The organism is Lysinibacillus sp. (genome assembly GCF_032093475.1).
Lineage (GTDB): Bacteria > Bacillota > Bacilli > Bacillales_A > Planococcaceae > Lysinibacillus > Lysinibacillus irui.
Genome location: NZ_DAMDAY010000098.1, coordinates 1 through 13240 on the forward strand (window position 1 = coordinate 1; position 13240 = coordinate 13240).

At 38.4% G+C, this 13240-nt stretch carries 10 protein-coding genes; 4 read left to right on the forward strand and 6 right to left on the reverse strand.

Annotated elements, in window-relative coordinates:
* Positions 1-112: 112 nt before the first annotated feature.
* The 3 genes from ilvD to RT445_RS17750 form a co-directional block, all read right to left on the reverse strand.
* Positions 113-1783, reverse strand: a complete 1671-nt coding sequence (gene ilvD, locus RT445_RS17740) for a dihydroxy-acid dehydratase (RefSeq protein WP_274793512.1) — start codon at positions 1781-1783, stop codon at positions 113-115.
* Between the two features lie 372 nt (positions 1784-2155).
* Positions 2156-3478: a D-arabinono-1,4-lactone oxidase gene (locus RT445_RS17745; RefSeq protein ID WP_274793513.1), complete on the reverse strand. Its 1323-nt coding sequence runs from the start codon at positions 3476-3478 to the stop codon at positions 2156-2158.
* Complete coding sequence (locus tag RT445_RS17750; protein ID WP_312507279.1) at positions 3466-4641, reverse strand: amino acid deaminase/aldolase; 1176 nt, start codon at positions 4639-4641, stop codon at positions 3466-3468. Before RT445_RS17750 ends, RT445_RS17745 begins: the two co-directional genes overlap by 13 nt.
* A gap of 843 nt (positions 4642-5484) precedes the next feature.
* On the opposite strand from RT445_RS17750, the gene RT445_RS17755 reads away from it, so the two are divergent.
* Positions 5485-5742: a GlsB/YeaQ/YmgE family stress response membrane protein gene (locus RT445_RS17755; protein ID WP_274793515.1), complete on the forward strand. Its 258-nt coding sequence runs from the start codon at positions 5485-5487 to the stop codon at positions 5740-5742.
* A 38-nt stretch (positions 5743-5780) separates the two neighbouring features.
* Here RT445_RS17755 and RT445_RS17760 read toward each other — a convergent pair whose 3' ends face one another.
* Positions 5781-6476, reverse strand: a complete 696-nt coding sequence (locus RT445_RS17760; protein WP_274793516.1) for a lytic transglycosylase domain-containing protein — start codon at positions 6474-6476, stop codon at positions 5781-5783.
* A 192-nt stretch (positions 6477-6668) separates the two neighbouring features.
* Here RT445_RS17760 and mscL point away from each other — a divergent pair, with 192 nt between their 5' ends.
* The 3 genes from mscL (at position 6669) to RT445_RS17775 (ending at position 9667) form a co-directional block, all read left to right on the forward strand.
* Positions 6669-7058, forward strand: a complete 390-nt coding sequence (gene mscL / locus RT445_RS17765; RefSeq protein WP_274793517.1) for a large conductance mechanosensitive channel protein MscL — start codon at positions 6669-6671, stop codon at positions 7056-7058.
* 329 nt (positions 7059-7387) lie between these two features.
* Positions 7388-8503 carry a methionine biosynthesis PLP-dependent protein gene (locus RT445_RS17770; protein WP_274793518.1) on the forward strand — a complete coding sequence of 372 codons (1116 nt, stop codon included), beginning with the start codon at positions 7388-7390 and terminating at the stop codon, positions 8501-8503.
* A 3-nt stretch (positions 8504-8506) separates the two neighbouring features.
* Positions 8507-9667: an aminotransferase class I/II-fold pyridoxal phosphate-dependent enzyme gene (locus RT445_RS17775; protein WP_274793519.1), complete on the forward strand. Its 1161-nt coding sequence runs from the start codon at positions 8507-8509 to the stop codon at positions 9665-9667.
* Between the two features lie 54 nt (positions 9668-9721).
* Here RT445_RS17775 and RT445_RS17780 read toward each other — a convergent pair whose 3' ends face one another.
* Both RT445_RS17780 and RT445_RS17785 read right to left on the reverse strand, forming a co-directional pair.
* On the reverse strand, positions 9722-10150 hold the full coding sequence (locus RT445_RS17780) for an NUDIX hydrolase (protein ID WP_274793520.1): 429 nt from the start codon (positions 10148-10150) through the stop codon (positions 9722-9724).
* A 525-nt stretch (positions 10151-10675) separates the two neighbouring features.
* Positions 10676-13030, reverse strand: a complete 2355-nt coding sequence (locus tag RT445_RS17785) for a M13-type metalloendopeptidase (protein WP_313471120.1) — start codon at positions 13028-13030, stop codon at positions 10676-10678.
* Positions 13031-13240: the final 210 nt, after the last annotated feature.

The window sequence follows — 13240 nt, forward strand, 5'->3', positions numbered from 1 at the left end:
CCGAGGGGATGTCGGATCTAGTTGTATCGCCGGCTTCCAGCACGACCGGCTCTCTGGTAGATACAAGGCTCTAGAACCTTTAACCTCATCAACGTTTTCATATATTTAGTTGTTAAATTTTCATTACGCCGCCAGTTGAGGCGTTCGTCACTAATTTTGAATATCTTGCTAGCCAACCTCGTTTAATTTTTGGCTCAAAGACTGGTAATTTTGCACGACGTTCAGCTAAAACTTCATCTGAAACTTGTAAATTAATCGTACGATTTGGTAGATCAATTTCAATAATATCTCCATTTTCAACTAAAGCGATTGGACCACCTTCAGCTGCTTCTGGTGAAATATGTCCAATTGAAATACCTCGAGATGCTCCTGAGAAACGACCATCTGTGATTAAAGCAACCTTTGTACCAAGACCACGACCTTGAATCGCAGAGGTAGGTGCAAGCATTTCTGGCATCCCCGGGCCACCTTTAGGTCCCTCGTAGCGAATGACGACTACATGGCCCTCTTTAACTGTTCCATTATCAATATTCTCTTGGGCTGCTTCTTGTGAATCAAAAACGATTGCTTCGCCTTTGAATACTTGGATGGAAGGATCAACCGCCCCTACTTTAATAACAGAACCATCCGGTGCGATGTTACCGAATAATACGGATAACCCACCTACAGCACTATATGGATTGTCTTTTGTTCGAATGACTTGATCATTCGTGATGTGATAATCTTTAACAAGTTCTCCCATTGTCACTCCTGCAACTGTAGGACGATCTGGGTGAATAGCACCTGGAATCGTTGTTAATTCGTTAATAATAGCGCTAACTCCACCGGCTTTATTGATGTCATCCATTGAAATATCCGAAGCAGGCATAATTTTTGCTAAATACGGTACGCGTTCCGCTACTTTATTAATATCTTCAATGTTATAGTCTATTTCTGCTTCATTCGCAATGGCTAATGTATGAAGAACAGTGTTTGTTGAGCCACCCATTGCCATATCAAGAGCAAATGCATCATCAATAGCTTCTTTTGTAATAATATCGCGTGGCTTAATATCTTCTTTTACCATACGAATTAATTGTTTAGCTGCTTCTTTAATCAGCTGGTGACGCTCTTCAGAAGTAGCTACGATTGTACCATTCCCTGGTAATGCGACACCTAGCATTTCCATTAAGCAGTTCATGGAGTTTGCTGTAAACATACCTGAGCATGAACCACATGTTGGACATGCATTATTTTCAATATCTAACAGCTCTTCAGCTGACATTTTCCCTGATTTATGAGCCCCTACTCCTTCAAAAACTGATGTGAGGGAAAGCTGCTTACCTGTAGCAGAGGTACCGGCCTCCATTGGACCACCCGAAACAAAGATAGATGGTACATTCGTACGAACCGCTGCCATAAGCATACCAGGTGTAATTTTGTCACAGTTTGGAATATAAAAAACACCATCAAACCAGTGTGCATTAATAACCGTCTCAGCTGAGTCTGCTATAATTTCACGACTAGGTAATGAATAACGCATCCCAATATGCCCCATTGCAATACCATCATCGACACCAATTGTATTAAATTCGAATGGAATACCACCCGCTTCAATAATAGCTTCTTTCACTACATCAGCGAACGTACGTAAATGAACGTGACCTGGTATTATGTCGATATAAGAGTTACAAACCCCAATAAATGGTTTGCCTAAATCTTTTGCTTTTACTTTGCCTGTTGCATATAAAAGACTTCGATGTGGCGCTCGATCTACGCCTACTTTAATCATGTCACTTCTCATTTTAAACGCCCCTCATTGCTTTCCATACTTTGTTCGTCACTATAATCAAAATGTTCTGTCTCTTTTGTTTTTATTTATAGATTAACAGCTTTCTAGTCGATCACTGCTGTAACGAACGTGTTAAATTGTTGTTATCATAGTACGAAAAAAAGGTCTCGTCAACACTATTTTTTGAATTGTTTAAACAATTCAAAAAATCTGTCAAAATTGAAATCGTTTACATGCTGATTAAGCATAAGTTTTATCTCGCTTTGATAAAAATTTTGACATTTCGTTCAAATTTAAATTTTTCTGATAAAAACAAAAATGAATAAATAATAGACCTACCAAATACTAGGACAAGGTGGAATCATATAAAAATAGAGAGAGCGCTTACAATAGAAACAGTTTTTTTAAGTATCCTGTAAAAAATACTTGATCTGGATCATACTGCTGCCGAACCGTTAAAAACTTTTCGATCTCCGGATATAACTCATACACTTTTTGTGCTGTTAAATGATGTTGTTTTCCCCAATGAGGACGACCTTCATATTTTTGCATCAATGTATGCACCCATTTAAAATAAGGCTCCTCCGACATCCCTTTATACATATGAAAAGCTATAAAGGCTGACTCACGCCCCTGCGTAGGACTTAAAAAACCTGCTTCACCCGCAGTTGTTCGACACTCTAATGGAAAATGTACATCAAAAAGGCCTTTTTTAAAGGTTGCATGAATTTCTTCTAAACAGGCTTCAAAGTGAGATAACGGGATGGCATATTCACTCTCTTGAAACTTTACACTACGAGGTGAAGGATAAATTTCATAGCTTATTCCTACTTTTTCACTTTCCACGACATTAGCAGCAGCTATTTTACTCATCGTACCACTAAACGAAGGTTTCCATTTACATAGCTCTGACATAGCAAAGAAAGCACCATTTTCTACTATTTGAAGTTTTAGAGTTTCAATTCTCTTATTCCATTCACTTTGATAGATAGGCGCTACAGCATTCATTCGCTTTACTTGAATCGTCTCACTGCCAGGGAAATAAAACCACTCTACATGTCGATGTAGACGAATATCCTCAGCAAATGTAGTAAGTCCATTGCTCAATGTCTCTCTTGCCCCCACATAATGTAAGCCATATAGTGGCATTACCTTGACCGTAACTTTGACAAGAATACCAAGCATACCTAATGATACATGAAGGGCTTCGGATACATCGTCCATCCCTCTCCTGTGCTCATGATAAGTACCCTTTCCATCTACAAAGCCCCATGCCATAACTGCAGATGACAATGAACCTAGTGTAACACCTGTACCATGTGTGCCGGTCGATACTGCCCCTGCAATCGTTTGCTCCTGAATATCCCCCATATTGATTAAAGCAAAGCCATGTTTTGCCAGCATTGGACCCATTTCATAGAGATAGGTTCCAGCCCACAAAGTTGCCTCCTGCCTTTCCTCATTTACAGCAATTAATCCACGCATATTATGTAGGGAAATAGCTATATGCTCCGGCATTGCCACAGCGCTAAATGAATGAGCTGCACCTGTGACACGAATCGATTTTCCTGTTTCGCGTGCTTGTTTTACAATAGTTGAAACTTCTTCAATAGAATGTGGTGCATACATTTCGCTTGGATATGAAATAACATTCCCTGCCCAGTTAGTCCATTTTTCTCCATTTCGCCATTTTTCTATAGAAAACATTGGCCATCCCCCCTGTAAGTTGTGTAACGCCCGATATACTTGTCCCCTCGAATACCATGTAGCACTTGGAAACGCTCACAAAGCTCTCCTGCTTTGGCATGTCGAAAATAAATTGTATCGCCAATATTGACCGTTTTTCCTTTGACCTTAATAGGTGTTTGCACCTCACCGGCTCCCTCTAAGGTAAGATATGCGAATGTGGTAGGTTCATAGAATACTGGCAAGCGGTCCATGTTTACTGCACCTGAAGCCGTATAGCCCCCTCCGTGACAAACAACGATATTTTTTTCAGGCTTTCTCGTCACCCTTAAAGCAAATCCAGCTGCTTTTTCTAGCTGTAAATGAGTAAATTGATCGAATAGTCCAGGAGCGTAAAATGCAGATCCTACAGTAATTTCTGTCACTTCTTTTTGCTTGGCGGTGTAAGACATACTCCCAGAGCCACCACCATTAACAAAGCGTAGGTTTGGAAAATACGCTTTAATATGGGCAATAGCTAGTCGACGGAATTGTGTAACTTGTTTTTTGGCCTGCACTTGCATGGCGTCTATGACCCTACCTTTTAAAGCATTTGCAGGACGATTACCAACCCCTGCAATTTGGGCCTCATAGCCCATCGCTCCAACAACTTCTAGGAAAGGATTTTTTTGAATAGCTTGTAAGAAAGGAGTTAACGTCTCAAGCGAATATAATGAGGAACGCTTTGTTCCAAAATACAATACTTTAAAATCATTCGACACATTGATATCGATACAGATTTGTACACGTACATCTATTTCTTCCCCTAACCTCGCCAATAATTGGACATGTTCCTGTCGATCAACCATAAAAGTAACCGTTTTTCCTTCTTTGACGAAATGCAACAAGCGGCGAATAGACGCTTCCTCCATTACCGGATAGCCTAGTAATACATCATCAAATTGCTGCTGAAGTAAGAAAATCGTCTCGGCAGCCGTGAACGTCATAAATCCTACAACCTGTGCGAGGTTTTTTTGAACATACCGGAGCACGTCGACAGAACGAATCGATTTTGTCGCAATGCGAATTTGTTTCTCGCCACAGGCATCTTGTACAATTTGGATATTTTTATCCAGCGCATCTAAGTCCAACCATGCAAAAGGTCTCTCCACATCAATGAATGCTTGATCTAATCTTAGCGTCATCATACCCCTCCCCTATATGTCTATGTATTTGACATTTGGCAGAAAAATCCCTCTTTTCAGTTATTTGGTCAAAATAAAAACAACCGTGAGCTGCAAATAATTTACACGACACGGTTGTTTTAGAATGAGACAAACATTTTATTCACCTTTCTATTTAATTGTTACGTTGTGTATAAGAAATCGGCTGCAAGATTTAGTAAAACTAACAAATGCAAACCAGCGATAAGAAAACCTTGACGATTCAAACGTTTCATGACAGCCATATTCATAAATAACACGCTCCTTTTCCTACATTATAATCGTTTTAAACAAAATTTTCAAACTATTCAAAAAGTGATGATTTTCCCATTTTTCCTTTCACTAAAATGAAAAATGATTAGGTAACTATGAATAATAGCCTATAACAAATACGGAAAATGAACATGCATATAGGTGATAGGTAATTGAAATTCTGCATCAACAAAAATGTGGGTTGTCGCGAATGAACAGGCTGTTTTTGCAAATAATTTAGTTAGATGGTTGATTTTATACTACTTACAATGGGGAGTTGGCGTAGATTGTAGATACTGGTACAAATTTCATTTGTGAACATACTATAGAAGTAAGCGATTCATTCGATGTATGGACCATATAGAAGTATTGTATTTAATGTGGACATTTTCACAATAAATTATGCAGAAGGTTTGGCTGTCATCCCTCCAGCCAACGCAAATTAGGCATCATACCCCAGCCTAATTTAAAGCATGTAATAATTACTAAACAAGATCAATGCGTTTAATCTACTCTATTCAGGGTATAACTAAGTAATCGCCATTATATCTTAATTTTAAGGAGATGAAAATAATGATTAGTTTCATTTGGTATTTAATCATCGGAGGAATTCTTGGATGGTTAGCTGGCGTAATTTTAGGTAAGGATGTACCTGGTGGCATCATTGGGAATATTATTGCAGGTATTGTTGGTTCTTGGATTGGTAGTATGGTTTTAGGGAACTGGGGTTGGAAAGTAAGTGATTTCTACGTATTCCCAGCACTAATTGGTGCTATCGTGCTGATCTTTATCGTCAGCCTTATTCTAAAAGGTATGCGTAAAGCAACTTAAATATGTAATAAAGAGCCATCCAATGTGATGGCTCTTTATTATTCATTATTTATAAGAACAGCCGCTTTGAGATCATCATGATAATCATCATATAATTTGTAGTAATACAACACATCTTCTACATATTCTTTGCTATGGTTGTATTCAAAAACAGCGTTCTTAATATTCCCTTTTGCAGCACCGTATTTAGATAAGTAATTAGCTGCGCTAAATACCGCATCCTCTATATCATATGGGTCAGCTATGCCATCTCCATTTGCATCTACGCCAAATCCTCCATATTTTGCAATGGTTTCTGGGTTCATTAATTCTGCCTTCGTGATATTACCTTTACCTAGCCCTGAACAAGTGGGATGCTTCCAACCAACGAATGTGCAAGGCATGAATTGCAAATGGCCTTCTGCTCCTGCTGACGAAACCATCGTTTTTATAGTAGAAAAACGTGTTTCAATTCGATGGTGTGCTGCAAGTAATGTCCATGGTACACCATATTTCTCCTCAGCCGCTACATATATAGGTATGTATTTCTCTGGAATATTCATATCGAAATGTTGTTGAATTTCTTCAATCGCCTTTTGTTGCGCGAGTTTTTCGAAAATCGGTAGTGTTTGAAGTTCCTTCCACGCAAAAAATGTCAGGACATAAACAGTTATCGCTATAGGAATTAATAATGCTATCATGCCCAATTTTGTGGCTGATGATAACATCGGTTTGTTATTCTTTTTCTTTGCCATAAGTCACACCTAATCTAGTATTCTTCATCCATTTTACCAAATTTTACGATATAGGTAGTAAATCTTTTGAAATTATGTACTTTATTAAACAAGATTACTATTTTCACTACGAAAGCGGTTGAAAGGTTTGGGAAAAATATAGTAAAATACAGATTGATTAATTTTATGGATAATAATAGGGAGGAATTTATTTTGTGGAAAGACTTTAAAGAATTTGCGATGAAAGGCAATATTGTCGATCTAGCAGTTGCAGTTGTTATTGGTGGTGCTTTCGGTAAAATTGTTACCTCCTTAGTTGAAAATATCATTATGCCATTAGTTGGTGTTTTAACAGGTGGTATTGATTTAACAAAGAGCTTTGTCTTTGGCTCAGGTGAAGCCCAAGTCAATTTAGGTGTATTTCTACAATCAATCATTGATTTTTTAATCATTGCATTTGCTATTTTTATGGCCTTACGAATCATGACGAAACTCACTCGTAAAAAAGAGGAAGCTGTTGTTGAAGAACCAGCTCCTGAACTGGATGCTAAAGAAGAGCTCCTCAAAGAAATTCGCGACTTGCTAAAAAAAGAACAAGCCTAACATAAGGGTCAAAAGCATCTGTCACATTGAGGCAGATGCTTTTATTTTGAGCTTCTATGTTGAAATTTACTTCTTTTGGTGGTCACTGCTTCCTTTCATAGTATTACCACTTCATAGTATTACCACTCTCCCTTCGTTTTATTTGACGTCATCACATTCTATACCCTACTATTCCTACTTGATTAACAATAAATAATCTAGCTAATTTTCTGAAATCACCCTTGTTCTTCTTGGGTATCCATGTTAAATTGGTAACAATTATTGAGAATACTATTAAATTGAAAGCGAAATTTGTCGCTTTTAATAATATTGGAGAAAAGAGTGACGTCATGACATTAAACAGAAGTATTGAAACAAAACTTGTACAACTAGGAAATTTAAGTGATCCGGCAACAGGTGCTGTGAGTCCACCAATTCATTTATCAACTGCTTATAAACATGGAGGAATTGGAGAATCTACTGGCTTTGACTATACTCGTACAAAGAATCCAACACGTGCTCTTTTAGAAGCAGGGATTGCAGATTTAGAAGGTGGCGACATGGGCTTTGCCTGTAGCTCTGGGATGGCTGCCATTCAACTAGTCCTATCCATATTTAAACCAGGCGATGAATTAGTGGTGCCAGATGATTTATATGGCGGTACATATAGACTTTTTAACTTCTTCCAAGAAACTTATAATATCAAAGCTGTCTATTCAAAATTTGAATCACTTGAGCAAGTGGAAGCATTAATTAATGAAAATACACGTGCATTATTTATTGAAACACCGACAAATCCCCTTATGCAGGAATTTGATTTACAAGTGTATGCAGAATTAGCACATAAGCACGGAGCTTTATTAATTGTCGATAATACCTTCTATACTCCTTACTTCCAACGTCCGATCGAATTAGGGGCAGACATAGTAGTACATTCTGCTACGAAATATATCGGTGGACATAATGATGTCTTAGCTGGTCTAGTAGTAGCGAAAGGCGCAGAATTAGCAGAACGTATTGGTTTTATTCATAATGGCAGTGGAATGGTGTTAGGGGCGATGGATTCATGGCTGCTTATTCGCGGCTTAAAAACAATGCATCTTCGATTAAAACAACATGATGTGAATGCGAAAGCAATTGCTGCTTATTTAGAGGAAGAGGAATTAGTGACAGATGTACTTTATACAGGAAAAGGTGGTATGTTGTCATTCCGTTTGCAAAAGCCTGAATGGATTGATCCATTCCTTCGTAACTTAAAGTTAATTACATTTGCTGAAAGTCTAGGTGGTGTCGAAAGCTTTATTACGTATCCGGCTACACAAACACATGCCGATATGCCTTATGAAGAACGTGTTGAACGCGGCGTTTGTGATCGTTTATTACGCTTCTCTGTTGGTATTGAGGAAGCAGAAGATTTAATTGCAGACTTACGTCAAGTGTTCGATATCCTTAGAAAAGAGGCATAAAAAATGAAGCAACATATTGAAACTAGTCTCATTCACGCAGGGGTTCGCGATGGCTATGCGAATCAAAAAGGGGCCGTCAACGTTCCTATGTATCTATCATCTACGTTCCACCAAGAAAGTATTGATGAGTTTGGCGAATATGACTATGCACGCTCTGGCAACCCTACGAGAGATGCGTTAGAAAAAGCTATTGCCGAGCTGGAAGGTGGCGTTCGTGCTCATGCGTTCTCTTCTGGAATTGCGGCCGTATCAGCAGCACTCATGTTGTTATCACAAGGTGACCATATCGTCGTGACGGAGGATGTATATGGAGGTACGTATCGTTTTGTAACGAAAGTGTTACCACGTTTTGGCATTTCCCATAGTTTTGTGGATTTTACAGATATAGCTGCAGTTGAGGCAGCGATAACCCCTGCTACAAAACTATTATATATGGAGACACCATCGAACCCAACATTAGGTATTACCGACATTCGTGGTGTAGTGGCACTTGCGAAGCAACATCAATGTCTTACATTTTTAGATAATACTTTTATGACCCCATTACACCAGCGGCCATTAGAACTTGGTGTTGATGTAGTCATTCATAGTGCAACAAAGTTTTTATCTGGCCATTCTGATATCATTGCTGGCTTAACAGTCACAGCTGATGAAAAGCTAGGACAAGAGCTATATTTTATCCAAAATTCATTCGGAAATATTTTAGGTGTACAGGATTCTTTCACACTATTACAAAATATTAAAACAACCGATGTACGCTTTAGTCGTTCTGCTGAATCTGCTCAAAAAATTGCAGAATTTTTAGCTAGTAACCCACTGGTGGAACAAGTCTACTATCCTGGACTTGCCTCACACCCAGGATATGCCATTCATCAGCAACAATGTACAAGTGCTGGAGCTGTATTATCTTTCCGTCTACCAAGTTATGCAGCTGCAAAAGCATTAGTCGAAGCGATGACAATTCCTGTTTTTGCAGTCTCACTTGGGGGAGTGGAATCAATTCTTTCCTACCCAGCAAAGATGAGTCATGCTGCTATGGAGCCTGAGGAGCGTGCAAAACGTGGGATTACAGATGGCCTTTTACGTTTTTCTGTAGGGCTTGAGCATGTAGAGGATTTAATTGCTGATTTCACACAAGCTTTGGAGATTGCTGCACGAGCATAATTGAAGAAACATGAAAACCGCGCCTAGTATGACGCGGTTTTTATTATTGAACGCTCAATTTTCCACCTTGGCTAATAAACGATATAAATAATCCCCATGCCCCTTCGCCAACAATGCATCTTGCTCTACCGAAATCCAATAAAAAGAAAATAGTAAGTCTCCTTCGTTCAATCCCGTTGGATGATGCTGCCAAGAATCTGGTGATTCATTCGTGGTTAAATGGTAAAAATATCGTTTCTGTAAAATACCTGACGGATGATTAAAGTAATCCTGTGCAATGAGTCCCTGGACGACAAGCGATGTGAGACCTGTCTCCTCCAACATTTCACGCTTCACTGCCTCTAATGGTGTTTCACCTTCCTCAACTGTACCTTTTGGAACTTGAATACCTGCCCCTATGGTATTTTGTTCAAATACGAGTACTTGTATTTGTTCCTCACGTTCTCTCGTAATATAGCCAAATGCTTTTTCAACTACTTGCATGAAAGTAATCCCCCTCTACTGATTGGATATTACAATAAAGATAAAAATTGGATTTTCAGGTGAAAAGTGTTGACACTTATTATACGATAGATACACGAAAATGACATTACTTTTGTACAGAATTTCCTAGTAAAAGTTGGTTTTAAATATATGAAGGTAACGCAGCTCCTGAAACTTAAATAGTTTATTATTATCTTTTTGAGACACTAGCGTTTTAATAAACATATCATATGGTAAAAGCCTGATGCTCGTGAAGAAATGGCGATGATATTGTGCAGACTTCTCAACAAGTTAAAAGTGTTTTGCGCAATATTATCAGTCGCCAGAGTTATACTTAATAAGATAAAGATTTTAGTTGAGATATCTTTTTCTTAAAATAACTGGCCCTCGTAGGATTAGCGATTCAGGAAAAAAGACAGAATTTAATCAACAAGCTTTGTCGATTAAATCTGTCTTTTTGATGTTTTTGAATATACAGCCTTACATTAAATGGTCTTCTTAGTCAGCTATCGATATAATTAAATTTTACCAGATAGAAACTCGGTCCTCCGGGGCTACATACATGCCATCTCCCGCCTTAATTCCATAGGTATCATAGAATTGCTGGAAGTTTACAATCGTACGGTTTACTCGAATTTTATTGGCTGAATGTACATCGTTTTTGCTCAGAACCGCTGCAAATTCTTTTGTAGTTGTGGATTTCCACATTTCTGCATTACTTTCGAAATAGGCTTTATAATCAGGATTACTCATTTGAGAGACAACTTGTAGTGAAGCAGCCATCCCACCTAAATCAGCGACATTCTCGCTTAGTGTCAGCTGCCCGTCGTTCAATACTCCTGGAATAATCTCAATAGCATTATAAAACTCAATCAATTTCTGATTTTTATCTTTGAATTTCTCAAAGTCCTCATCTGTCCACCAGTTATTTGCATTTCCATGTTCGTCGTAGGCAGATCCGTTGTTATCAAAAGCATGGCTTATTTCATGACCAATAACCATGCCAATAGCACCATAGTTTTCTTCAGGTTTAGCGTTAATATCATAGAAAGGAGCTTGCAGAATACCAGCAGGGAATGTAATTTCGTTATTAAGAGCATTGTAGAAAGCATTTACAGTGTATACGCTCGTTACCCATTCTGATCTATCCACCGGTTTTCCTAGCTTAGCTTTCGTGTTCTCAATGTATGCTTTGTTTACTGCAAAGGTATTAGAGAACAGTGAACCGCCTTCGTCATAAGTCTTGATCGCTACGTTATCTAATGTCGCATCCCACTTATCTGGGTAACCGATTTTAACGATCATAGTATCCAGCTTTTTAATAGCTTTCGCTTTTGTTGTTTCAGACATCCAATCAAGAGATTTAATTCTCTCTTCATACGTAGTAATTAACTTCTCTACCATCTGCTCAACATCTTTTTTAGCATTTGGTGAAAAATGTTTCTCGGCAAACATTTGCTCCAAATATCCGCTCATTGTACTCGTTGTTAGGGCTACAGCGTTTTCCTGTTCTGTTTTTTCTCCTGTAACTCCATATAACGTTGCAGCAAACTCATTAGCAGCGTCCCCAAATTCATCTGATAGTAAACTGCCTGTTGCCATAAGTAATTGCACTTTCGAGTAAGCTTTAAGCACATGAAGGTTCGTATCATTCAAGACTTCCGCACCTTTTTCCGCCAGCTTTAAATCGAATACGATTACTTTATCAGCACTGTCGACCTTCATAGATGTCAAGACTTGCTTCATATCTACAGTTTTAAACATGTCATCGAATTGTTGAATTGTATATGGATTATAATATTTATTAACATCGCCTTGTTCATGAGGATCGAGCGACACAGAAGCTAAGCTTTTTTCCATTTCGTAAACTTGCTCAGCAAGTGCTTTCGCTGTAGACTCTTCCTCGCCAGATACTACAAGAAGTTTTGTCATATATTCAATATAGGCATTTTTTGCATTTGCATCTTCCGTAACAAAACTGTTCTTATCCAAACCAGTTGCTAATCCGGCGTAATACAATGCATTTTCACTGCTGTTCTTTGCATCGTTCATGATGGCAAAGCCGAAAAGTGAGCTTAGTCCTAATTCTTTTTCTTGAGCAAGATCTGCTTGAACAAGTTCATCAAGAGTTTTAGCTTCGTTAATTGCCTTTACATATTTTTGGATGGGCTCAATCCCCTGCTTATTTCTATTTTTTGTATCTAACGCTGTCGAATAGAAGTCGGCAATTTTTTGTTCCTTAGTGCCTTCTGCAAATTCTTTACCAGAGAGCGCGTTTATTATTTCTTCAATTTTATCGGTATTTTCCTTTTGAAGCTCAGGGAAACCACCACCCATGATTTCTCCTACCGGAATTGTTGATTTATTTAACCATTCTTTATTGATTGCTTCATAAAAATCATCATTTAAATGTGAGCCTTTAAGTGACCATATTCTAGCGATGATGTTTTGGAATTCAGCAATCGTAATCGTGTCATTTGCACCTAAGGTACCGTCAGCGTTACCCGTCAGGACGCCTGCTTTTGTCAGTTTATCGATATCTTTTTTTGCCCATGCAGGTACATCTGTAAACTCAATGTCAAATGTTCCACTGCGAAGGTCATTGCCAACTGGCTCTGGCAATTCACCGAATGCTCTGCTCAACATGACTAATGCTTCCACTTTCTTAGCTGGCTCATTCTCTCTTAAATCTCCGTTTTTAGAGCCTTGTATTACAGTTGCTTTGTTAATTCCTGGTTGATAAGCATCTGCTGCTGTCAACAAGGTTGTAACGATATCTCCTCTTGTCGCTACTGGCGATGTTTCATCGGCATACACCGATACGCTAACGGATAGGACCATTATTATGGTCATGAGTAAAGATAAAAACTTCTTTTTCATCGTCGTGCTCCTCTAGTGTATTTTGTATAAATAAAGATAAATAGGTAGAATTTAGAGTTTCTACCATCCGTCTATTGTAGTTGATTTTCTTTAGTTTGAAAATATGTAAGTGGCATTTTCATTTTAAGCGGGATAATCTAGTCCGTTTTTTCGCGAAGGTAACTCATCAATAAGGTCGCTTTTTTAGTTAGCACAGTTAAGTACTGCTTT